20 protein-coding genes are annotated in these 23269 nt (G+C 70.9%); 13 read left to right on the forward strand and 7 right to left on the reverse strand.

Going from position 1 to position 23269, the window contains the following annotated elements:
• Nucleotides 1-3: 3 nt before the first annotated feature.
• Together IE168_RS01540 and IE168_RS01545 are read right to left on the reverse strand one after the other, a co-directional pair.
• A complete protein-coding gene (locus tag IE168_RS01540) occupies nt 4-438 on the reverse strand; it encodes an HIT family protein (RefSeq protein ID WP_189494406.1) in 435 nt (144 codons plus the stop codon).
• Between the two features lie 13 nt (nt 439-451).
• Nucleotides 452-1195: a dienelactone hydrolase family protein gene (locus IE168_RS01545; RefSeq protein ID WP_189494407.1), complete on the reverse strand. Its 744-nt coding sequence runs from the start codon at nt 1193-1195 to the stop codon at nt 452-454.
• Between the two features lie 150 nt (nt 1196-1345).
• On the opposite strand from IE168_RS01545, the gene rimO reads away from it, so the two are divergent.
• Nucleotides 1346-2734, forward strand: coding sequence for a 30S ribosomal protein S12 methylthiotransferase RimO (rimO, locus tag IE168_RS01550; RefSeq protein WP_189494410.1), 1389 nt, complete (start codon nt 1346-1348; stop codon nt 2732-2734).
• A gap of 267 nt (nt 2735-3001) precedes the next feature.
• On the opposite strand, the gene greB is transcribed toward rimO, so the two are convergent.
• Both greB and IE168_RS01560 read right to left on the reverse strand, forming a co-directional pair.
• Nucleotides 3002-3505: a transcription elongation factor GreB gene (gene greB / locus IE168_RS01555; RefSeq protein WP_189494412.1), complete on the reverse strand. Its 504-nt coding sequence runs from the start codon at nt 3503-3505 to the stop codon at nt 3002-3004.
• An 87-nt stretch (nt 3506-3592) separates the two neighbouring features.
• Nucleotides 3593-5119: a helicase HerA-like domain-containing protein gene (locus IE168_RS01560; protein ID WP_189494414.1), complete on the reverse strand. Its 1527-nt coding sequence runs from the start codon at nt 5117-5119 to the stop codon at nt 3593-3595.
• A gap of 130 nt (nt 5120-5249) precedes the next feature.
• Here IE168_RS01560 and IE168_RS01565 point away from each other — a divergent pair, with 130 nt between their 5' ends.
• From IE168_RS01565 to IE168_RS01580, 4 genes are all read left to right on the forward strand, one after another.
• Nucleotides 5250-6776: a transglycosylase SLT domain-containing protein gene (locus IE168_RS01565; RefSeq protein WP_189494416.1), complete on the forward strand. Its 1527-nt coding sequence runs from the start codon at nt 5250-5252 to the stop codon at nt 6774-6776.
• Between the two features lie 41 nt (nt 6777-6817).
• Nucleotides 6818-8425, forward strand: a complete 1608-nt coding sequence (locus IE168_RS01570) for a protein adenylyltransferase SelO (protein WP_189494418.1) — start codon at nt 6818-6820, stop codon at nt 8423-8425.
• 38 nt (nt 8426-8463) lie between these two features.
• Entirely contained in the window at nt 8464-10404 is a 1941-nt protein-coding gene (locus tag IE168_RS01575) for an ATP-binding cassette domain-containing protein (RefSeq protein WP_189494420.1), read from the forward strand.
• Between the two features lie 69 nt (nt 10405-10473).
• The gene (locus IE168_RS01580; protein ID WP_189494422.1) at nt 10474-11547 is read left to right on the forward strand and encodes a sensor domain-containing diguanylate cyclase; all 1074 of its coding nucleotides are present in this window, start codon (nt 10474-10476) and stop codon (nt 11545-11547) included.
• 16 nt (nt 11548-11563) lie between these two features.
• On the opposite strand, the gene IE168_RS01585 is transcribed toward IE168_RS01580, so the two are convergent.
• On the reverse strand, nt 11564-13333 hold the full coding sequence (locus IE168_RS01585) for a M14 family zinc carboxypeptidase (protein WP_229822997.1): 1770 nt from the start codon (nt 13331-13333) through the stop codon (nt 11564-11566).
• Between the two features lie 218 nt (nt 13334-13551).
• Between IE168_RS01585 and IE168_RS01590 the strand changes: the two genes are divergently transcribed.
• Together IE168_RS01590 and IE168_RS01595 are read left to right on the forward strand one after the other, a co-directional pair.
• On the forward strand, nt 13552-15186 hold the full coding sequence (locus IE168_RS01590; protein WP_189494425.1) for a POT-type proton-dependent oligopeptide transporter: 1635 nt from the start codon (nt 13552-13554) through the stop codon (nt 15184-15186).
• A gap of 11 nt (nt 15187-15197) precedes the next feature.
• Entirely contained in the window at nt 15198-15800 is a 603-nt protein-coding gene (locus tag IE168_RS01595; RefSeq protein ID WP_189494550.1) for a rhomboid family intramembrane serine protease, read from the forward strand.
• Between the two features lies 1 nt (nt 15801).
• On the opposite strand, the gene IE168_RS01600 is transcribed toward IE168_RS01595, so the two are convergent.
• Complete coding sequence (locus tag IE168_RS01600; RefSeq protein WP_189494427.1) at nt 15802-15984, reverse strand: hypothetical protein; 183 nt, start codon at nt 15982-15984, stop codon at nt 15802-15804.
• A gap of 206 nt (nt 15985-16190) precedes the next feature.
• Here IE168_RS01600 and IE168_RS14785 point away from each other — a divergent pair, with 206 nt between their 5' ends.
• The 6 genes from IE168_RS14785 (at nt 16191) to cfa (ending at nt 20792) form a co-directional block, all read left to right on the forward strand.
• Nucleotides 16191-17066 carry a hypothetical protein gene (locus tag IE168_RS14785; protein WP_189494429.1) on the forward strand — a complete coding sequence of 292 codons (876 nt, stop codon included), beginning with the start codon at nt 16191-16193 and terminating at the stop codon, nt 17064-17066.
• A 9-nt stretch (nt 17067-17075) separates the two neighbouring features.
• Nucleotides 17076-17354, forward strand: a complete 279-nt coding sequence (locus IE168_RS01610; protein ID WP_189494430.1) for a GNAT family N-acetyltransferase — start codon at nt 17076-17078, stop codon at nt 17352-17354.
• A gap of 66 nt (nt 17355-17420) precedes the next feature.
• Complete coding sequence (locus IE168_RS01615; RefSeq protein ID WP_189494432.1) at nt 17421-18140, forward strand: pseudouridine synthase; 720 nt, start codon at nt 17421-17423, stop codon at nt 18138-18140.
• Nucleotides 18141-18402: 262 nt separating this feature from the next.
• Entirely contained in the window at nt 18403-18612 is a 210-nt protein-coding gene (locus IE168_RS01620) for a cold-shock protein (protein ID WP_132999490.1), read from the forward strand.
• Between the two features lie 139 nt (nt 18613-18751).
• Nucleotides 18752-19600 (forward strand): DUF3298 and DUF4163 domain-containing protein, encoded by an 849-nt coding sequence (locus IE168_RS01625; protein WP_189494435.1) that lies wholly within the window; start codon nt 18752-18754, stop codon nt 19598-19600.
• 73 nt (nt 19601-19673) lie between these two features.
• Nucleotides 19674-20792 (forward strand): cyclopropane fatty acyl phospholipid synthase, encoded by a 1119-nt coding sequence (gene cfa / locus IE168_RS01630; protein WP_189494437.1) that lies wholly within the window; start codon nt 19674-19676, stop codon nt 20790-20792.
• 187 nt (nt 20793-20979) lie between these two features.
• Here cfa and IE168_RS01635 read toward each other — a convergent pair whose 3' ends face one another.
• On the reverse strand, nt 20980-23199 hold the full coding sequence (locus IE168_RS01635) for a M3 family metallopeptidase (RefSeq protein WP_189494439.1): 2220 nt from the start codon (nt 23197-23199) through the stop codon (nt 20980-20982).
• Nucleotides 23200-23269 lie beyond the last annotated feature (70 nt).

Below are 23269 nucleotides of genomic sequence, written 5' to 3' on the forward strand. Positions count from 1 at the left end.
GCTTCAGGTCAGCAGCGCCGACTGCAGCTCGCGCACGCGGGCGACCAGGGCTTCGGGCGCGTAGGGCCGGGCGGCCACGCGGCCCCAGACCGGCGCCGGCCAGGCCGGATCGTGCTCGAAGCGCGCGATCACGTGCACGTGCAGCTGCGGCACCAGGTTGCCCAGCGCGGCGACGTTGAGCTTGTAGGGCTGGAAGACGTCGAGCAGCAGCTGCTCGCAGCGCGTGATGTCCTCCATCAGCAGGCCGCGCTGGCCGGCGTCCAGGTCGGTGAGTTCGCGCGCGCCCGGCACGCGCGGCACCAGCACCAGCCAGGGGTAGTTGTCGTCGTCCATCAGCTGCAGGTCGCACAGCGCGAGCGCCGCGACCGGATGGCTGTCGGCGGCGAGCTGCGGATGCATCGCATGGGGCTCGGGCGGCTGTGGTTTGCGCCTGGTCATGGCGGTCTCCCGGTCAGTGGCCCGCGGTGGGCGCGGACGCGCGCTGCAGGAAGTCGAGGGTGCGGGCGTGGGCGAGGCGGGCCGCGGCGCCATCGTGGTGGCGGGGATCGACGTCGCGGTTGAAGCCATGGCCGGCGTCGTAGACGTGCAGCTCGGCGCCGGGATGGGCGCGGCGATGGGCCTCGACGTCGGCGGGCGGGATGCTGTGGTCGCGGGCGCCGAAATGGAACAGCATCGGCGCCCGCAGCGGCTCGCCGAGGAAGGGCACGGTGCGCGCGCCGTAATAGCTCACGGCCGGCAGGCCGAGGCGGGTGTTGGCGAGGAAGGCCACGCTGCCGCCCCAGCAGAAGCCGACCACGGCGACGCCCGCGCCGGCCGGCGCAGGACCGGTTCCGGCGCCGGCCGCGGCGCTGCCGACGGGGGCTTCGGCCAGCAGGGTGCGCAGCCGGGCCGCGGCGGCATCGACGATCGCCACCGCGCGGTCGAAGCCCAGCGCGGTGGCCAGCGCCCGCCCGCCCTCGAACCCGGCCTCGTCGTAGGCCAGGTCAGCGTCGCGTTCGACCGGATCGAACAGGGCGGGGGCGAGGGCAAGGAAGCCTTCGCGCGCATAGCGGTCGGTGACCGCGCGCATGTGGGCGTTGACGCCGAAGATCTCCTGGACCACGACCAGGGCGCCGCGGGGAGGGCCTTCCGGGCGTGACAGCCAGCCGCCAACCTGGCCGACCCCCGGCACATCGAGCTGGACGCGGGTTCCCATCGTCGCCTCCGGGCGGCCGGGCGGTTCCCGGCCTCGGGCGGATTCTAGCCCGCCGGTATAATCGCCGCCCGGACCCCGGGTCCGTCTCCCGCCGTTCCCACACCGCGCCCGCCTCCCCGGCGGACCGCACCGCCGAGCCGTCGCCAGCGCATGACCGATACCGCCACCTCCAACGCCCCCCGCGTGGGCTTCGTCAGCCTCGGCTGCCCCAAGGCCCTGGTCGATTCCGAGCGGATCCTCACCCAGCTCCGCGTCGAGGGCTACGACCTGTCGCCCAGCTACGACGACGCCGACGTGGTGGTGGTCAACACCTGCGGCTTCATCGACTCCGCGGTGGCCGAGTCGCTGGACGCGATCGGCGAGGCCATGGCCGAGAACGGCAAGGTGATCGTCACCGGCTGCCTGGGCAAGCGCGCCGACGTGATCCGCGAGGCCCACCCGGGCGTGCTTTCGATCAGCGGCCCGCAGGACTACGCCAGCGTGATGGACGCGGTGCACGCGGCACTGCCGCCTAAGCACGATCCCTTCGTCGACCTGGTGCCCGCGCCGCGCCTGTCCGGCGAGGACTACGCCGCCGGCATCAAGCTCACGCCGAAGCACTACGCATACCTGAAGATCTCCGAAGGCTGCAACCACCGCTGCAGCTTCTGCATCATCCCGTCGATGCGGGGCGACCTGGTCTCGCGCCCGGTGGACGAGGTGCTGCGCGAGGCCGAGCGCCTGGTGCACGGCGGCGTGCGCGAACTGCTGGTGGTGTCGCAGGACACGTCGGCCTACGGCGTCGATCTGCGCTACGCCCCGCGCACCTGGCGCGGCCGCGAGTACGCCACGCGCATGAAGGCGCTGTGCGAGGGCCTGTCGGAGCTCGACGCCTGGGTGCGCCTGCACTACGTCTATCCGTATCCGCACGTGGACGACGTCATCGAGCTGATGACGCAGCGCAAGGCCGACGGCACGCCGCGCCTGCTGCCCTACCTCGACATCCCATTCCAGCACGCCAGTCCGCGCATCCTGAAGCTGATGAAGCGCCCCGGCGCCGTCGAGCGCACGCTGGAGCGCGTGCAGTCCTGGCGCGCCGCCTGCCCGGAGCTGACCGTGCGCTCGACCTTCATCGTCGGCTTCCCGGGCGAGACGGACGCGGAGTTCGAGGCGCTGCTGGACTTCCTGGACGAGGCGCAGCTCGACCGCGTCGGCGCCTTCGCCTATTCGCCGGTGGAGGGCGCGGCCGCCAATGCGCTGCCCGATCCGGTGCCGGAAGAGGTCAAGCAGGAGAGGCTGGCGCGCTTCATGGAGCGCCAGGCCGAGATTTCCGCGCAGCGCCTGGAGGCCAAGATCGGCACGGTGCAGCGCTGCATCGTCGACGCCATCGATGGCGATCTCGCGATCGCGCGTTCGATGGCCGACGCGCCGGAGATCGATGGCCTGGTGCAGGTGCAGGATGGCCGCGAGGCCGGCCTGCGCCCGGGCGAATTCGCCGACATCCGCATCATGGGCAGCGACGAGCACGACCTGTACGGCGAAGTCGAGTACAACGCTTGACCCGCCACCGCCGCGGCGGTGACAGGAGCCCTCACGCCCCGGAAAGCGACGGCGGAAGACGACGACGGGAAACGACGGCGGAAACCGTGGGCGGAAAACGGGTAGGAGCAGCTACAGCTGCGACCCGGGTTGCCGTGCTGCGTGGTCGCAGCTGTAGCTGCTCCTACCGGGGCAGGTGGTTGATCGGGGTGCGTGGTCGATCGGGGTAGGTAGTTGGTCGGGGTAGGTGGTTGATCGAGGCGCGTAGTCGATCAGGGCGGCGGTGGATCAGGACGGATAGTCGATGGCCACGACGGCGAAGCGTCGCCGTCCGCCGGGAAGCTCGACCTCGACCTCGTCGTCCACGCGCCTCTTCAGCAGCGCGCGAGCCAGCGGCGAATCGATGCTGATCCAGCCCTTCGCCGCGTCGGTCTCGTCCGGGCCGACGATGCGGTAGGTCGCGCACTCGCCGCTGGCGCTGTCTTCGACCTCGACCACCGCGCCGAAGTAGGCCGCGTCGGGATCGGAGGGCGCGGTGTCGACCACCCGCAGCTCCTGCAGACGTTTGGACAGGTAGCGCACCCGGCGGTCGATCTCGCCGAGCTGCTTCTTGCGATAGGTGTATTCGGCGTTCTCGGAACGGTCGCCCTCGGCGGCGGCGGCCGACAGTGCGCGCACCACCTCGGGGCGGCGCACGCGCCAGAGGTCGTCGAGTTCGGTCTTCAGGCGTGCGTGGCCCTCCGGCGTCACCAGCGCGGTGGATTTTTCGGGCGGCGGGCGCCAGCGCGACATCGCCGGCTCAGCGCTCGGCCGCGAACGCCGATGCCGATCCCGGCACCGACGCCGACGCCGACCCTGCGGAGCGGACCACGCGTGCGCTCACTTCCTGCCCGTGATCCCGCCGAAGATCCCGCGCAGGATCTGCCGGCCGATCTGGTTGCCCACGGTGCGCGCGGTCTGCTTGGCCATGGTCTCGACCATGCCCTGACGCCGCTTCGTGCCGAACACGGCGTCCTTCACCGCCTGCGCGAAGCCGCCGCCGGCCTCGTCCTCGTCCTGCTTCGCGGTGCGGGCCTGCGGCGCGTCGGCCTGCTCGGCCAGGCCCGCGGCCTTCTTGGACAGCATCTCGAAGGCCGACTCGCGGTCCACCGGCGTGTCGTACTTCGCGCCCACCGGGCTGCCGGCACGCACGCGCTCGCGCTCGGCCTCGGTGATCGCGCCCATGCGGCAGCGCGGCGGCGCGACCAGGGTCTGCTCCACCGGCATCGGCGCGCCCTTGCCCTGCAGCGTCGACACCAGGGCCTCGCCGGTCCCGAGCTGGCCGATCGCCTTGGCCACGTCCAGGCCCGGGTTCGCCACGAAGGTCTCGGCGGCGGTGCGCACCGCCTTCTGGTCGCGCGGGGTGTAGGCGCGCAGCGCGTGCTGGACGCGGTTGCCGAGCTGGCCGAGCACGTTGTCGGGCACGTCGTCGGGGAACTGCGAGCAGAAGTACACGCCCACGCCCTTGGAGCGGATCAGGCGCACCACCTGTTCGATGCGCTGCAGCAGCGCCGGCGGCGCGTCGTCGAACAGCAGGTGGGCCTCGTCGAAGATGAAGGCGAGCTTCGGCCGGTCGAGGTCGCCGACCTCGGGCAGGGTTTCGAACAGCTCCGACAGCAACCACAGTAGGAAGCTCGAATACAGCCGCGGCTTCAGGATCAGCTTGTCGGCGGCCATGATGCTGATGACGCCGCGGCCGTTCGTGTTGGTGCGCATGATGTCGGCCAGCTCGAGCGCGGGCTCGCCGAAGAAGGCGTCGCCGCCGTCGGACTCCAGCCGCAGCAGGGCGCGCTGGATGGCGCCGATCGAAGGCGTGCTGACCAGGCCGTACTGGGCCGAGACCGCCTTGCGCTCCTCGGCCACCAGCGCCAGCAGGGCGCGCAGGTCGGCCAGGTCTAGCAGCAGCAGGCCGCGGTCGTCGGCGAGCTTGAACACGATGTCGAGCACGCCCGACTGGGTGTCGTTGAGCTCGAGCATGCGGGCCAGCAGGGTGGGGCCGATCTCGCTGACCGTGGTCCGCACCGGGTGGCCGAGCTTGCCGTAGATGTCCCAGAAGACGACCGGGCTGGCCTCGGGGCCGTAGGCATCGACGCCGATCATCTCGGCGCGCTCGCGCAGCTTGTCGCCGATGTCGCCGGGCACCGCCAGGCCGGCCACGTCGCCCTTCACGTCGGCCATGAACACCGGCACGCCGATCCGCGAGAAGCCTTCGGCCAGGGTCATCAGGGTCACCGTCTTGCCGGTGCCGGTGGCGCCGGCGACCAGGCCATGGCGGTTGGCGAGCTTCGGCTGCAGGAAGACGCGGCCGCCGGTCTCGGGCAGTGAATCGGGGGTGGTGACGGCCTTGCCGACGAGGATCGGGTCCATGTGAGCTCCTGGCGTGATGGGGCGATTCTAGCCACAAGCCGTGGCGACTCCCCGGCGCCGTCACGGCCTTTGCGCTGGCCGTACGGCCTCGATACCCTGCGGGCTGCGTTTCTGCAGTCCTGGTCGTCGCATGTCCCCACATTCCGCTGTCCTCCGCCGGCTCGTGCTCGCCACGGCCGTCGTGCTCTGCCTGTCCCACGCCCCCGACGCCGCCGCGCAGTCCCGCCGCGACCGCGCCGCTTCCGCCGAATTGACCGAGCGCATGGCCGCCGCCGAGGCGCGCTACCGCGAGTCGCTGGTCAAGGCCGCCAACGCCGATCCCACGGCCATCGAGGAGGGCAACGCCGCGCTCGAGGACATGGAGGACGTAATGCTGGCCTGCGAGAAGCAGCGTGGCTGCCAGGTGGCCTCGATGCTGCCGGGGTGGAAGCGGCTGCTGAAGGCCCAGGCCGACGAGGCCGCCGGCGTCGAAGGCGCTGATGGCGAGGGCGAGGAGGGTCTGGCCGCGGACGGCATGCCCACCGGCGACGTGCCGGATGCGGCCAGCGCCGCGGCCCTGCTGAGCGAGGATGGCCAGCGTTTCGTGCGCATGGTGCAGTTCAACCCGGCGGTGCAGGAGGGCATCCGCCGCTGGCTGACCGACATGCGCGTCTCGCTCATCACCAGCCACGAGAACTACCAGTACATGCGCCACCTGATGGCGCCGGCCTTCGAGAAGCGCGGCCTGCCCGAGGCGCTGCTGTTCGGGATCATGGCCAAGGAGTCCAACGGCCGCGTGCACGCCGGTTCGCGCGCCGGCGCCGTGGGGCCGCTGCAGTTCATGCCCGCCACCGGCCGCCGCTTCGGCCTCGGCCCGGACGGCAGCGGCTTCGACACCCGCTACGACCCCGCGCAGTCGGCCGATGCCGCGGCCAGCTACCTCAGCGAGCGCTTCGCCGAGTTCGGCAACGAGGTCGAGAAGTGGCTGGCCGCCTACAACGGCGGCGAGGGGCGCGCCCGGCGCATCCATGACGCCAGCGGCGGCCGCGCGTTCTGGGAGGCCGACGTCTACGGCCAGTTCCCGGCGGAGACCCGCGACTACGTGCCGATGGTGATCGCCGCGGCCTGGCTGTACCTGCACCCGAAGGAGTACGGGCTGAGCTTCCCGAAGGTCGACGTGCGGCCCGCGAACTTCGCGCTGACGCGGCCGGCGTCGATCTACGAGTTGACCATCTGCATGGGCGACAGCGGCAGCCGCCACGGTTACATGCGGCAGCTGCGCAACCTCAATCCGCGCTTCGAGGCCGACCAGGTGATCCCGGCCGGCGCCGTGCTTGCCGGCACCACGCGCATGGCGGCCCTGTACAAGCGCTGGTGCGCCCAGGGCCGGCGCGCGGACCTGGCGCAGCAGCTGATGGGCAGCCGGGTCGATGCGGCGCTGGTGCGCACGGGCCCGGTCGAAGTGCTGCGGCCCGCCGGCACCACCGTCGCCACCGGCGTGCCGACGCCGACCGCGGCGCCGCGCGAGCATCGCGTGGCGCGCGGCGAAACCCTGGTCGGTATCGCCCGCCAGTACGGCTGCGAGGCCCGTGAGCTGGCGCAGGCCAACCGCCTGAAAGCGCCGTCCTACGCGATCCGCGTCGGCCAGCGCCTGCGCCTGGAGGGCTGCAGCGGCTGACGCGCACGGCGCGTTCGAGCGCCGCGCGTCAGGCTGCACGCATGCGCCTGTACTTCGACAACGCCTTCCTGCGCGAGCTGCCGGGCGATCCGGCCAGCGGGCCGGGGCTGCGCCAGGTCCATGGCGCAGCCTGGTCGCGCGTCGAACCGACGCCGGTCGCGGCGCCGCGCCTGGTCGCGCACGCGGCCGAAGTCGCCGACATGCTGGCACTCGCCGCGGACGACGTCGCCTCGCCGGACTTCGCGGCGGTGTTCGGCGGCAACGCGCTGCTGGCGGGCATGGATCCGTGGGCCGCGAACTACGGCGGCCACCAGTTCGGGCACTGGGCCGGCCAGCTTGGCGACGGCCGCGCGATCAGCCTGGGCGAAGCACTGACCGCCGACGGTGCCCGCCACGAACTGCAGCTCAAGGGCGCGGGGCCGACGCCGTACTCGCGCAGCGCCGACGGGCGCGCCGTGATGCGCTCGTCGATCCGCGAATTCATCTGCAGCGAGGCCATGCACCACCTCGGCGTGCCGACCACGCGCGCGCTTTCGCTGGTGTCGACCGGCGAAGCGGTGGTGCGCGACATGTTCTACGACGGCCACCCGCGGCCCGAGCCGGGCGCGGTCGTGTGCCGGGTGGCGCCGTCGTTCATCCGCTTCGGCACGTTCGAACTGCCGGCCTCGCGCGGCGATGTCGATCTGCTGCGCGCGCTGGCCGAGTTCTGCGTCTGGCGCGACTTCCCGTGGCTGCTTGGCGAGCACGCCGGACGGCCGCTGGGGCACCTGCAGCTGGAGCACCTGTTCGACGAGGCGCTGTTCGCGGCCTGGTTCCGCGAAGTCTGCGAGCGCACGGCCAGGCTCGTCGGCCACTGGATGCGGGTGGGCTTCGTCCACGGCGTGCTCAACACCGACAACATGTCGATCCTCGGGCTCACCATCGACTACGGCCCCTACGGCTGGATCGACGACTACGACCCGGACTGGACGCCCAACACCACCGACGCGCAGCATCGCCGCTACCGCTACGGCTGGCAGCCGCGGGTCGCGCACTGGAACCTCGCGCGGCTGGCGCAGGCGCTGTCGCCGCTGTTCGCCGATGCGGCGCCACTGCAGGCGGGGCTCGACGCCTACGCCGCCACCTGGGCGGAGTGCGAACGCGACAACGCCTGCGCCAAGCTCGGCCTCGAGGGCGGTGAAGACGTGGATCTGGCGCTGATGCGCGACCTGCAGGCGCTGATGCACCGCGCCGGGGCCGATATGACGAACTGCTTCCGCGCGCTGGCCGACATCGACCTCGACGCGCCGCAGCCCTCGCTGGACCCGCTGCGGGCCGCCTTCTACGACCAGCGGCGGCTGGCGGAGCATGCCCCGGCGCTCGAGGACTGGCTGGCGCGCTACGCCGCGCGCTGCCGCGCCGACGGCCTGCCGCACGAGGCGCGGGTGGCCCGCATGCGCGCGGCCAGCCCGCGCTACGTGCCGCGCAACTACCTGGCGCAGCAGGCCATCGACCGCGCGGCCGCCGGCGACGAGGCCGGCATCCACGAACTGCTGGACGTGCTGCGCGATCCCTACGGCGAACAGCCCGGCCGCGAGGCCTTCGCCGCGCTGCGCCCGGACTGGGCGCTCGACCGGGCCGGCTGCTCGATGCTGTCCTGCAGCTCCTGAGCCGCGGGTCCCGGCGCGGCGCCCGGTAGAATGCGCGGATGCCTCTCATCACCCTGAATGCCGTCGACTACAGCGTCGGCGGCCCGCTCCTGCTCGAGAAAGTCGAGCTGGCCATCGACACCGGCGAGCGCATCGCGCTGATCGGCCGCAACGGCGCCGGCAAGTCCACGCTGATGCGCCTGCTGTCCGGCGAGATCCGGCCCGACGACGGCGACATCCGCCGCGACGGCAGCGTGCGCGTCTCGCGCCTGGAGCAGGAAGTGCCCGCGGGCGCCTCGGGCACCGTGTTCGACGTGGTCGCCGAAGGCATGGGCGAGCTGGGGGCATGGTTGGCGGAGTTCCACCATCTGAGCCACGGCGACCATTACGACGCCGACGCGATGGCGGCGGTGCAGGCGAAGATCGATGCCGCCGACGGCTGGGCCGCCGACCAGCGGGTCGAGGAAACCCTGCAGAAGCTGGAGCTCGACGGCGAGCTGGCGTTCTCGCGCCTGTCCGGCGGCATGAAGCGCCGGGTGCTGCTGGCGCGCGCGCTGGTGTCGGCGCCGGACCTGCTGCTGCTGGACGAGCCCACCAACCACCTCGACATCGAGGCCATCGACTGGCTGGAAGGCTTCCTCAAGGGCTGGCCGGGCGCGCTGGTGTTCGTGACCCACGACCGCCGCTTCCTGCGCGCGCTGGCCACCCGCATCGTCGAGATCGACCGCGGCCAGGTGACCAGCTGGCCCGGCGACTGGGGCAACTACCTGCGCCGCAAGGAAGAGCGGCTCAACGCCGAGGCGCAGGAGAACGCGCGCTTCGACAAGCTGCTGGCGCAGGAGGAGGTCTGGATCCGCCAGGGCATCAAGGCCCGCCGCACCCGCGACGAAGGCCGCGTGCGCCGGCTGAAGGCGATGCGCGTCGAGCGCGCCGCGCGCCGCGAGCAGGTCGGCAGCGTGCGCATGGAGACCGCGCAGGCCGGTGCCTCCGGCAAGAAGGTGATCGAGGCGACGGATGTGTGCTTCGCGTTCGGCGAGCGGACGATGGTGCGCGACTTCTCCACCACCATCCTGCGCGGCGACCGCATCGGGCTGATCGGCGCCAACGGCAGCGGCAAGACCACGCTGCTGAAGCTGATGCTGGGCGAGCTGCAGCCGCAGGCCGGGGAGATCCGCATCGGCACCCAGCTCCAGGTCGCGTATTTCGACCAGTACCGCGCCACGCTGCGCGAGGACTGGAACGCGCTGGAGAACGTGGCCGAAGGCCAGGACTTCGTCGAGGTCGGCGGCAAGCGCAAGCACGTGATCGGCTACCTGCAGGACTTCCTGTTCACGCCCGAACGCGCGCGCGCGCCGATCACGCGGCTGTCGGGCGGCGAACGCAATCGGCTGCTGCTGGCCAAGCTGTTCGCGCAGCCCTCGAACCTGCTGGTGATGGACGAGCCCACCAACGACCTCGACGTGGAGACGCTGGAGCTGCTGGAGGAGCTGCTGGCCGACTACCCTGGCACGCTGCTGCTGGTCAGCCACGACCGCGACTTTCTCGACAACGTGGTGACCTCCACCTTGGTGATGGAGGGCGACGGGCGCGTGGGCGAGTACGTGGGCGGTTACAGCGACTGGTTGCGGCAGGCGCCGACGCGCACGCCGGGCAGGGCAGCCGGCGCCACGGCGGCCGCGTCCGCGACCGGCGGCCAGGCCGCGGACAGGCCCGCCGCCGCGGCTTCGGCTGTTGCCGCGCCGGCACCTGCCGCAGGCGCCGCTCCAGTCACGCGCCGCAAGCTGTCATTCAAGGAAGCCCGCGAGCTCGAGCAGCTTCCGGAGCGCATCGAAGCGCTGGAAACGCGGCTTGCGGAGATGACCGCCACCCTGTCCGACCCCGCGTTCTTCCGGGGCGATGCGTCGGCCATCACCGCGCACAACGCGGAGATGGCCGACGTCCAGGCCGAACTCGACGCCGCGTACGCGCGCTGGGAGGCGCTCGACGCGGCGTCGGGCTGACGCACGGAACAAGCGTGACGCAGGTCCGTCCGACTTGCCGGAGCCGGCGTTCATGGCCACTCTGCGCGGATGCAACTGACCGAAGATGGCCACCTGCGCCAGCGCGAACTCCGCTTCGCCGGGCGCGTGCACCACGTGCGGACGCTGGGCGGTGCGCTCTCCGCGCTGCTGGTGGCGTCGGTGCTGGCGGGCAACGGTGCCCCGGCCTGGGCCTGGGTGATGTGGGCGTTCAACGGCTTCGCGTGGCCGCTGCTCGCCAACTGGCTGACCCTGCGTTCGCCCGAGCCGTCGCAGGCGGCGCGCCGCTACCTCGTGGTCGATTCCGCGGCCGCGGGCATGTGGATCGCGGTCATGCAGTTCAACCTGGTGCCGAGCGCGGTGCTGCTGGCGATGGTGTCGATGGACAAGATCGCCGTCGGCGGCTGGCGCTTCCTGGCGCGGACGACGCCGGCGCTGCTCGCGGCCTGCGTGCTGACGTCGGCGGTGCTGGGCTTCCCGGTCCGGCTCGACAGCAGCATGTCCAACGTGCTGGCCACGCTGCCGTTCCTGTTCATCTATCCGGTGGCACTGGCCACGATCACCTACGGCCTCGGCCGCAGCGTGGCGCTCAAGAACCGGCAGCTCGAGCGCCTGAATCGCATCGACGTGCTCACCGGCCTGCAGAACCGCCGCGGCTGGAACGAGACCCTGGGCGCCGAACTCGCGCGCCATGCGCGTACGCGCAGGCCGGCGGTGCTGATGCTGGTCGACGTCGACAACCTGAAGGCCGTCAACGACACCCACGGCCACGCGGCGGGCGATGCCGTGCTGCGCAGCGTCTCGTCGGTGCTGCGCGCCTGCATTCGCGAGATCGACACGCCGGCGCGCTACGGCGGCGACGAGTTCGGCGTGCTGTTGGCGGAAGCCAACCTGGTCGATGCGATGCGGGTGGCGGAACGGGTGAGGACGGCCTTCATCGCCGGGCGCCCTGCGCAGGCGGCTGCGGAGGACTGCACGCTGAGCATCGGACTCGCGCAGGCCGACCTCTCCGTGGTCAACGCCGACGAATGGCTTAAGCGCGCCGACACCGCCATGTACCGCGCCAAGGCCGGCGGGCGGAACCGGGTCGAGCCGGACGCGACCCTGGTCCGCCAGCTGCGCTGAGCGCCTGGCCGGCCGCTCAGCGCGGCACGGTGGCGGTGCGGAAGACCGGATAGAGGCCGAGGCGCTCGTCCCAGCTGGAGTGCCGGCGGTGGAACCACTCCAGGCGCGCGGCCGGGCTGGCGGCGAACTCCGGATCTTCGGCCAGCCTGCGATCGAAGGCCGCGCGCACTTCCGGATCGCGCAGCATGTCGCGCGCGACGTCCTCGGCGACGTAGGCCTCCATGTATTCCTTGCGCTCGAAGGCGTTGTTGAACCAGCCCCACTGCAGCAGCGAGTCCGGCGCCTGCGGCTCGAGCAGGGCCATCACCAGCCGCGCCTTCGGCTGGGCGATGGGCACGAACAGGGCGCCGTCGCGGACGACGCGGCGCTCCCGGGTCCAGCCGCCCTTGACCGCCAGGCGCTGGCGACCCTCCATCGACTGTGCTGCGAAGTCCGCCGAATCGGCGCGGAACACCTCCACGTCGCTGGGCTCCGGTGCATTGAATCCGCAGAGCCGGAAGCTGTGCATGTCGCTGCAGCCGATGCGCGTGTAGCCGATGCCGTGCTGGTCGAGCTTCTCCGCCACCGGCCCGGCATACGCGGCGGGCACGATGTAGCCGCCACGCGGCGCCTCGACCACGGTTCCGGGCACGATCTCGTCGCGCAGCGGCATCTTCCAGACCTGCGGGGTGGATTCGTCGTAGCGGGTGGCCGGTGCACCGGAGATGTCGGAGGGCGTGCGCGTCCAGGCATAGCCGCGGAAATCGACGATGCGCGTGCGTTCCGTGGCCGCGTAGTCCAGCGCCACCGGCTGGCCGGCAAGCGCCGCGGCGCGGGCGTCGGCTTCGGCGGCGATCGTCAGCCAGTCGCGGCCGTGGCGCGCAGCCTGTTCCAGCATCCCGACCACCAGGTTGCGGGTGATGCGCACCCGCACCGGGTATTCCTTCCACGAATGCGTCTCGACCAGGATCCCGAAGCGGTTGCGCAGCGGGAAATAGCCGTGCGAGAAGCGCGGCGGCGAAACGCCGTCGACGATGCCCGAGGACGGGTCGTCATGGACTTCGAACGAGGGGTAGAAGGGCAGCGGCAGCGAACCCTGCGCTTCCAGCCCGGCCAGCAGGCCGTCGCGCAGCGCCAGGCCGGCGCGGGCCAGGGCGGCGTCGCCGGAGTGCAGGGGCTCGATCTGGACCGAGATGTCGTGCTCGAACTGCGCGCCGTTGGTCGCGTGCAGGTCGACGTAGACGATCGGATCCCAGGCCTCGGCCAGGGCCAGCATCGCCTGCATCTCGGGCGAGTCGGCCTTGAGGTAGTCGCGGTTGAGGTTGTGGTTGCGCGCGGTCGTGCGCCAGCCCATCTCCTCCGGGCCGCGCTGGTTTGGCCGGTTCCAGGCGCCGAAGCGCTCGTGGCCGTCGACGTTGAATACCGGCACGAACAGCCACACCAGCGCGTCGAGGGCATCCGGGGCCGCCTCGCCCTCCAGCACCTGGCGCAGGGCGAGGAAGCCGGCGTCCTTGCCGTCGATTTCGCCGGCGTGGATGCCGCCCTGCATCAGCACCACCGGCAGGCCGCGTTCGCGCGCCGTCTCCGCCGTCAGCGCACCGCTGCGCGACACCGCCATCGCCTTCATCGGCCGGCCTTCGGGCGAGGTGCCGAAGTCGAAGCAGCGCACCGCGTCCGGATAGCGGGTGGCGAAAGCCTCGCACAGGGCGACGACTTCCGGGTAGCGGCCGGTGCGGACGAAGCCCGAACGTTCGGACAGGGTGCTCAGCGGCGTCGCGGCGGCGGACGTCGCCGCGGGCTCCTGCATGCCGGCCGCCGCGGCCGGCAGGATCGCGGCCGTGGAGCCGGCGGCGAGCAGGGCGGTGAACAGGAGCCGCAGGGCGTTGCTGGCGGGTCGGGTCATGGCATCGGGGATCCGGTCGGGCGGAGCCTTCCATGATGCCCCTCCATGACCTTTCGGCCAAAGCGCCGCGGGTCCCGATGCGCTAGCCTTCACGCTTCCGCCCCGAAAAGCCCCCGTATCGCATGAGCACAGCCCAGGTTGCCACCGACTCCGGCAGGATGCCGCGCCAGATCCGCTACATCATCGGCAACGAGGCCTGCGAGCGCTTCAGCTTCTACGGGATGCGCAACATCCTGGTGCCGTTCCTCATCAGCTCGGTGCTGCTCGGCTACCTGCCCGCCGGCCCGGACCGCGAAGGCGCCGCCAAGGACATCTTCCACAGCTTCGTCATCGGCGTGTACTTCTTCCCGCTGCTGGGCGGCTGGCTGTCGGACCGCTACTTCGGCAAGTACAACACCGTGCTGTGGTTCTCGCTGGTGTACTGCGCCGGCCACGCCTGCCTGGCGCTGTTCGAGAACAACGCCAGCGGCTTCTACACCGGGCTGTTCCTGATCGCGCTGGGCTCGGGCGGCATCAAGCCGCTGGTGGTGAGCTTCTGCGGCGACCAGTTCGACCAGACCAACAAGGACAAGGCCAAGCTGGTCTTCGACGCGTTCTACTGGATCATCAACTTCGGTTCGTTCTTCGCATCGCTGCTGGCGCCGCTGTTCCTGCGCCACTATGGCCCGGCGGTCGCGTTCGGCATCCCCGGCGTGCTGATGTTCATCGCGACCTTCGTGTTCTGGCTGGGGCGCAGGCAGTACGTCAACGTGCCGCCGTCCGCGAACGACCCGCACGGCTTCATGAAGGTGGTGCGCAGCGCGCTGGCCTGGCGCGCGGGCGGTGGCAACACGGGCGGCATCGTGGCCCGCGGCGCGCTGGTGCTGGCGCCAGCCATGCTGCTTGGCTGGGCGGGGCATGCGATGGCGGGCTGGCCCACGTGGTGGCCGGAATCCTTCGGCTTCGTCATCACCGCCTGCCTTGCGCTGGGCGTGATCATCGCCGGCGGCGGCATCGGCGCCTCGCTGCAGCTCGACCGCGCGCGCGGCGCGCATCCCGACGCCGCCGTCGACGGCGTGCGTGCGGTGCTGCGCATCCTGATCGTGTTCGCGCTGGTGACGCCGTTCTGGTCGCTGTTCGACCAGAAGGCGTCCACCTGGATCATCCAGGGGCGCGAGATGGTGATCCCGCATGGCGCCTGGTGGTGGCCGAGCTGGCTCATCCAGGACGCGGCGCAGATGCAGGCGCTCAATCCGCTGCTGGTGATGCTGCTCATCCCCTTCAACAACCTGGTGCTGTACCCGGCGCTGCGGCGCATGGGCTTCCAGGTCACGGCGCTGCGGCGCATGGGCTGGGGCATCGCGATCTCCGGCGTCTCCTGGATCGTGGCCGGCGTGCTGCAGCTGTGGATCGATGGCGGCGATCAGGTCTCGATCACCTGGCAGGCGCTGCCCTACCTGCTGCTGACCTTCGGCGAGGTGCTGGTGTCGGCAACCGCGCTCGAGTTCGCCTACAGCCAGGCGCCGATGGCGATGAAGGGCGTGATCATGGCCTTCTGGTACCTCACCAGCACCTTCGGCAGCCTCTGGGTGCTGCTCACCAACGCCGGCCTGCGCAACGACGCGGTGACCGCGGCCATTGCCAACACGGGGCTCAGCGAGAACGCGTTCCTGATGTTCTTCTTCGCCGGCTTCGCCTTCCTGGCGGCGGCGGCGTTCGCGGCGTACGCGCGGCGCTATCCGATGCAGGACCACTATCGCGTGGCGGGAGCGGGCTGATGGGCGAGGGGATGGTGACCCTGGCGATCCTCGCGGTGACGGTGCTGGTGTCGTGGCAGGCCTTCGGCAACCGGCGCCTGCTGGAGCGGCTGCTGCTGTGGCCGCCGGCGGTCGAGCGGCAGCACCAGTACGACCGCCTGGTCACCCACGGCTTCGTGCACGCCGACTGGCAGCACCTGCTGTTCAACATGATCACCCTGTATTTCTTCGGGCGCCACGTCGAAGCGCTGTTCACGCCCTACATCGGGGCGTTCGGCTTCGCGCTGTTCTATCTCTCGGCGATCCTGGTCGCGATCCTGCCGACATACCTGCGGCACCGGCGCGATCCGTCCTACCGCAGCCTGGGCGCCTCGGGCGCGGTGTCGGCGGTGCTGTTCGCGTTCATCCTGGTGCAGCCGTGGACGCTGATCTTCGTGTTCTTCATCCCGGTGCCGGCGATCGTCTATGCCGTGCTCTACATCGGCTATTCGATCTGGATGGACCGGCGCGGGGGCGACAACGTCAACCACAGCGCCCACCTCTGGGGCGCGGGCTACGGCGTGCTGTTCACGGTGATGATGGAGCCGCGGGTGGTCGAGGTCTTCCTCGCGCGGCTGGCGTCGCCGTCGTTCTGAGTCAGGAAATCGACTCGCCGCCGCCGGTGCCGGACTGGTCGCAGTCGTAGGCCTCGAGCAGGCGGGAGTAGACCAGCGAGTCCAGCTGGTTGAACTCGACGTTGTCGACGGCGCCGGCACGGGCAAGGTCGAACAGGCGGGTGACGGCTTCGTGCTCGGCGCTGGTATCGAGGGTGGCGTGCATGGCGGGAACTCCCCTGTTGTGCGTCTTCGGGGGCGACGCATCAAGCGTGCCAATCGCTCTCGCGCGGCGCCGCGGCCGCGGCGGGGTGACGCTGCCGGTCACACCCGGATCGCTTCCGGCGGGCTGTGACGCGGACGGGCCCGCTCACCGGGCCTGAATCTTCCGCGTGTTAAGCCTCTTGCCATCCCACCCGATGGAGGTTGCCCATGGCGTTTACCCGAGCCCAGGCGAGCGCGCTGCTCAACAAGTCCGAGATGCGGCTGTTCGACGACAGCCGCGCCAATGCCCTCCGAGGCTTCGACCGCGCGGCCCTGGCCAGCCGGGTCGAGCGGACGCGGGCGGCGCGCGACCGCGCCCGCGACCTGCTCAAGCGCCAGCGCCTGGCGGCCCGCAAGCGTGGCGACGGCCGCGACGACGGCATCGCCGCACGCACCGCCCGCAAGGAAGCCCTGCTGGTCGAACTGCTGCAGCGCTTCAGCGATGCGCGCCGGGAGGCGCCGGTGAAGCAGGCCGCCGCCAAGTCCGCCAGGAAGACGACAACGAAGGCGGCGCAGAAAGCCGTCGTGAAGAAGGTTGCTGCGAAGAAGGCCGTCACGAAGAAGGCTGCCGCGAAGAAGACTGTCACGAAGAAGGCCGTCACGAAGAAGGCTGCTGCGAAGAAAGCGGTAGTGAAGAAAGCAGTAGCGAGGAAGGCCGTTGCGAAAAAGGCGGTGGTGAGGGCCACGCCGAACCGGGCCGCCGACACGGGGGCCACCGCGAGGAAGGCCGTGGCACGGAAGCCCGCGGGCAAGAAGCCCGCCACCCGCAAGGCGGCGCGGCGCGTGTCCCCGGAGCGCGCCCTGGAGAACACCCGTCACCTGCTCGAGGAAAAGCAGGCACGCGCCCGCAGCCCGCAGCCCTGGCAGTCGCTCGATCCCGTCGTCGACCACGCTCCCCAGCCCGGATACCAGTCGCCACAGGCCGCCAGCAAAGCCCGGGAGCTCCATGCCGGCGAGTCGCGGATGGCCTCGATCCATGGCAGCAGCTCGACGCGCGACCGCTACAATCAGGGCAAGCGCGACCATCGCGGCGACACCGAATAGGATCCGGCCATGTCCGCCATCGACATCACCCACCACGGCATCCCGGGCCGCTTCGTCACCGAGGTCGACGGACACGTCGCCAACCTCGATTACGAGATGGCCGACGGCATCATGCACATCACCCACACGCGCGTGCCCGCGGCCATCGGCGGCCGCGGAATCGCCGGCAAGCTGGTGGAAGCGGCCTTCCACCACGCCCGGGCCGAGGGCTGGAAGGTGCGTGCCCTGTGTGACTACGCCGCCGCCTGGGTGGGCCGCCACCCGGAGTACGCCGACCTGGTGCGCTGACCGGCGCCGCGGGCGCGAGCGCCCGCGATCTGGCAGACTTGCGCCCCTTTTCCGCAAGGCCGCCCCGTGTCGATCCGCCTGAACAAGCACATCAGCGAGACCGGGGCGTGCTCGCGCCGCGAGGCCGACCGGCTGATCGGCGAGGGCCGGGTCACCGTCAACGGGATCCGCGCGCGCGTGGGTGCCGAAGTGGGCGAGGGCGACCAGGTGCTGGTCGACGGCCAGCCGCTGCGCGCCCGCAGCACGGCGCCGGGCAAGCGGCGCCACGTCTACATCGCCCTCTACAAGCCGGTGGGGATCACCTGCACCACCGAAGCCGGGGTGGCCGGCAACATCGTCGACTTCGTCGGCCACCAGGAGCGGATCTTCCCGATCGGCCGCCTGGACAAGGATTCCGAAGGCCTGATCCTGCTCACCAGCAACGGCGACATCGTCAACGCCGTCCTGCGGGCGGAGAACAAGCTGGAAAAGGAGTACCTGGTGGGGGTGAACAACCCGGTGACCGACGAGTTCCTGCGCGGCATGGCGCGCGGGGTGCCGGTGCATGGCCAGGTCACCCTGCCGTGCCGGACCGGCAAGCTCGGCCGCTACGGCTTCCGGGTGACCCTGGTGCAGGGCCTGAACCGGCAGATCCGCCTCATGGCCGCGCACTTCGGCTACCGGGTGAAGCGCCTGGTGCGGGTGCGGATCGGGCCGGTCCGGATCGGGCACCTGAAGCCGGGACGCTGGCGGAACCTCAGCGACGCCGAGCTGGCGGCGCTGGTCCCCAGCCGCGAGACCTGGTAGCGGTGACTGTGGTGGCCGGCGCGCCGACGGCCGGCATCCGGCATTCACATTTGCAATCGAAAGTGCGGTATGGTGCGTCCACTGTTCAAAGCGGGATCACGGTACATCGTGGCTCCGGTGCGGTAGATCCAAGGTTTCAAGGCCGGTCAACGGCCGGGTCCTGACGATCCGCTCCATCGTTCCTGTGTTACCCCTTGCTTCGCAGTCTCGGATCCGCATCGCGGACCGTGCCAATCCAAAAACTGTTCCAAGGAGTAACACCATGTCCGATCGTCAGACCGGCACCGTCAAGTGGTTCAACGACGCCAAGGGCTTCGGCTTCATCACCCCCGAGAGCGGCCAGGACCTGTTCGTGCACTTCCGTTCCATCCAGGGCACCGGCTTCAAGTCGCTGCAGGAAGGCCAGAAGGTCTCGTTCAAGGTCGTGCAGGGCCAGAAGGGCCTGCAGGCTGACGAAGTGCAGGCCATCTAAGGCCTCGCGACTTCGCGAAAGACCAGGCCCCGGGCGGCGACGCCCGGGGCTTTTTCGTGTGCGCGAAGGTGTGTGATCGCGGGCATCACGCACCGCGGGCTAGCCTTTTCACACAGCTGACTGGCACGGGGGATACGGGATGCATCGCACACACAGGGTCGTCGCGCTGGCGCTGCTGCTGGCGTTCGCGCTGGCAGGCTGTCGCCGCGAAGCGGAAGTTCCGGGCGCCGCCGCCGACGGCAGTCCGTCGACGCCGCAGGCGGCGCAGGACGCCGCGACCGCGACAGCGGGCCCGGTCCGGCTCGAGGACGTGATGGAGAGCGACCCGCGCTACATCCTCGGGATCAGCTATCCGCCGGGCATGGAGCGCTACCCCGGGCTCGCCGCGGAGCTCAAGCGCTACGCCGATGCCGCGCGCGGCGACCTGATGGAGGCCGTCGAGGCGCACGACCCCGCCGCCGGCAGCGCAGGCGTTCCCTACGACCTGACCCTTGCCTACGAAGTGCTGATGGACACGCCCACCGTGGTGGCCGTGCAGGCCTGGGGCACGCTGTACACCGGCGGAGCCCACGGCAATCCGCTGGTCGCGCGCTTCGTGTGGCTGCCACAGCGCGACGAGATGCTGCGCGCCGAGGCGCTGATCGCCGACCAGGGCGGCTGGGACGAGATCTCGGCCTTCGTGCGCGACGCCCTGCATGCGGCGCTGTCGCAGCGCCTGGACGCCGACGCCGTGGAGCCGGCCGACCGCGCGAAGCTCATGGGCAGCGGCAGCCGGATGATCGATGACGGCACCACCCCCGAACCCGGCAACTTCGCGCAGTTCGAACCGGTGCCGGGCGACGGCGGGCGCCTGCGCGCCCTGCGCTTCGTGTTCCCGCCCTACCAGGTCGGCCCGTACTCGGACGGCATGCAGACGGTGGAAGTGCCGGCGTCCGTGCTCCTGCCGCACCTCGCCCCGGAGTACCGCGACCTCTTCGCCGCCGGCTGAGCGACGCGCCCGCGGCTGGCCCTGGGCCCGCCGCCGGGGCTAGGATCCGCAGCGGGCCCTTCGGGAGCGCGCGATGCATCCGCTCAGGGATCGCGTCCATGGCCTGCTGGCGGCGGCCGACGTGCGGGTCGACGGCGACAGGCCCTGGGACATGCAGGTCCACGATGCCAGGCTGCTGGCCGGCGGCTCGCTCGCGCTGGGCGACGCCTACATGGACGGCTGGTGGGATGCGCGCTCGCTGGACGGGCTGCTGGCGCGCCTGCTGGCCGCGCGCGTCGACCGCCGCGTGCGCGGCGCCGCCGACCTGCGCGACGCAGTGGCCGCGCGGCTGTGGAACCTGCAGCTGGGGCATCGCGCCTTCGCGGTCGGCGAGCGCCACTACGACCTCGGCAACGACCTCTACCAGGCCATGCTGGGCCGCCGGCTGGTGTACAGCTGCGGCTACTGGCACGACCGCGACGGCCGGCGCGCGGCCTCGCTCGACGCCGCCCAGGAGGCCAAGCTCGACCTGGCCTGCCGCAAGCTCGGCCTGCGCCCCGGCATGCGCCTGCTCGACATCGGCTGCGGCTGGGGCGAGATGCTGAAGTTCGCCGCCGAGCGCTACGGCATCGAGGGCGTGGGCGTGACCATCTCGCGCGAGCAGCAGGCCCTTGCCAGCGCGCTGTGCAAGGGGCTGCCCGTGGAGGTCCGGCTGCAGGACTACCGCGAGCTGCGCGGCGAACGCTTCGACCGGGTGGTGTCGATCGGCATGTTCGAGCACGTCGGCGTGCGCAACTATCGCGGCTATTTCAAGCTGGTGCGCTCGCTGCTGCTGCCGGACGGACTGTTCCTGCTGCACAGCATCGGTGGCAACGTCTCGCGCCGGCGCACCGATCCCTGGATCGCCCGGCACATCTTCCCGAACTCGATGCTGCCCTCGGCGCGGCAGGTGGCGGAGGCCGCAGAGGGACTGTTCGTGATCGAGGACTGGCACAACTTCGGCGCCGACTACGACCTCACGCTGCAGGCCTGGCGCGACAATATCGAGGCCGCCTGGGAGCGGCTGCCCGCGCGCTACGACGAACGCTTCCGGCGCATGTGGCGGTACTACCTCGCCGGCTCCATGGCGAGCTTCAGGACGCGGCGGATCCAGCTCTGGCAGATCCTGCTGTCGCCGGAGGGCGTTCCCGGCGGCATCGTCGCGCCGCGCTGACGCCGGCAACCCGGTCGCTGACGATCTGATCGAGCCTTCCCGCTCCCCGCCCCCCGCCCCCTGTAGGAGCAGCTACAGCTGCGACCGGTTGTTGCCGACAGGCCGGTCGCAGCTGTAGCTGCTCCTACAGGAGGAGGGCGCGGGCGGAAAGAACTTCCCCCGCCGGAGCGGGGGAAGTGGTGTGGCGTCAGTCCTGCCGGGTGGCTTCGGCCGGCGGGGCGCCGTCCTCGACCGCGCCGTCCAGGCCGCGCTTGACCAGCAGCGGGCGGATGTCCGGATCCTTGCCCGAGAAGTCCTTGAACAGCTGCAGCGCGTCCTTGCTGCCGCCCTGCGACAGCAGCGTGGCGCGGAAGCGGTCGCCGTTGGCGCGGGTCAGGCCGCCGTTCTCCTCGATCCAGGCCACGGTGTTGGCGTCCAGCACCTCGGACCAGATGTAGGCGTAGTAGCCGGCCGCGTAGCCGCCCATGATGTGGCTGAAGTAGGTGGTGCGGTAGCGCGGCGACACCGCGGCGAAGTCCAGGCCGGCGGCCTTGAGCGCGGCGGCCTCGGTGTCGAGGATGTCGCCGGCCTTCGGCAGCCGGTCGGCCGGCAGCTGGTGCAGGTACTGGTCGAGCATGGCCGCGCCCAGGTACTCGGTGGTGGCGAAGCCCTGGTTGAACTTGGCGGTGGCGACCACCTTGTCCAGCAGCGCCTGCGGCATCGGCTCGCCGGTCTCGTGGTGCTTGGCGTAGTTGGCCAGGATCGACGGCCAGTCGGCCCACATCTCGTTGACCTGCGAGGGGAACTCGACGAAGTCGCGCGGCACGCTGGTGCCGGAGAAGTAGGGGTACTTCACGTCCGAGAACATGCCGTGCAGCGCATGCCCGAACTCGTGGAACATCGTGGTGACCTCGTCCCAGGTCAGCAGCGTCGGCTTGCCGGCCTCGGGCTTGGGGATGTTCTGGTGGTTGGCCACCACCGGCTTCGTGCCTTCCAGCTCCGACTGCGAGACGTAGGAGCTCATCCAGGCGCCACCGCGCTTGGAGTCGCGCGCGTAGGGATCGAAGATGAAGAAGGCGAGCTGGCTGCCGTCGGCGTTGGAAACCTCGTAGACCCAGGTGTCCTCGTGGTACTTCGGCAGGTCGGTGCGCGGCTTGAAGGTGATGCCGTAGAGCTGGGTGGCGGCGAAGAACACGCCGTTCTCCAGCACGTTCTTCATTTCCAGGTAGGGCTTGAGCTGCGACTCGTCGAAGTCGTATTCGGCCTTGCGCACCTTCTCGGTGTAGTAGGCCCAGTCCCAGGGTTGGAGCTGGAAGGTCGGCTCGCCCTTGGCCTTCTGCTCGGCGTCGATCATGGCCTGCAGCTTGCCGGCCTCGCGGCGGGCGTTGGCGACGGCGGCCGGGGCCAGCTGGCCGAGCATGGCGTTCACGGCTTCGGTGGTCTTGGCGGTTTCGCCGTCGAGCACGTAGTCGGCGTAGGTGTCGAAGCCCAGCATCTTCGCGCGCTCGGCGCGCAGCTCGAGCACGCGCGACACCAGCGCGGTGTTGTCCCACTGGTTGCCGCGCGCGCCGCGGACCACCGAGGCCTTGTGGATGCGCTCGCGCAGTTCGCGGTTGGCGAGCTGCGACAGCGGCGGCTGGCCGGTGGTGTTGAGCAGGGTGATGACGTACTTGCCCTCGTGGCCGCGGGCCTTGGCCGCGTTGGCGGCGGTCTGGATCTGCTCGGGGCTCAGGCCCTCGAGCTCGGCGGCGGTGTCGACCACCACGGCGGAGTCGTTGACCTCGGCCAGCACGTTCTGGCTGAAGGTCGTGCCCAGCGTCGCCAGCTCGGAGTTGATCTCCTTCAGGCGCGCCTTCTGGCCCTCGTCGAGCGCGGCGCCGGCGCGGACCAGGTCCTTGTAGTACTCCTCGACCAGGCGCACGCCCTCGGCGTCCAGGCCCAGGCCGGCGCGGCCGTCGTACAGCGTCTTGATGCGCGCGAACAGCTTCGGATCCAGCGCGATCGCGTCGCGGTGGGCGGCGAACTTCGCCGAATAGTCGGCCTGCAGCTTCTTGCGGGTGTCGTTGGTGTCGGTGCCGACCAGGTTGAAGAACACGCGCATCGCGCGGCCCAGGGTCTCGCCGTTGGTTTCCAGGGCGAGGATGGTGTTCTCGAACGTCGGCGCTTCGGGGTTGTCGGCGATCGCGCGGACCTCGGCCAGCTGCTCGGCCATGCCGGCGTCGAAGGCCGGGGCGAAGTGCTCGTCCTTGATGCGGTCGAAGTGCGGGTACTGCAGCGGCAGCGTGCTCTTCGCGGCGAAGGGATTGCCCTTGAGGGCCTCGGCGCTGGCGGACATGGCGGACTCCGCGCTGCTGGTCTGGGCGAAGGCGGGCGACATGGCGGCGCCGGCGAGGGCGACGGCCAGGGCGAGGGACAGCGGATGCTTCATCAGGGAATTCCTTGCGGGACTGAGTCCCCTAGGGTACCCCGGGCGGCCGCGGCGGCTCCCGTGACGAATG

The sequence above is a fragment of the Luteimonas padinae genome (assembly GCF_014652935.1).
GTDB classification, from domain to species: domain Bacteria; phylum Pseudomonadota; class Gammaproteobacteria; order Xanthomonadales; family Xanthomonadaceae; genus Luteimonas; species Luteimonas padinae.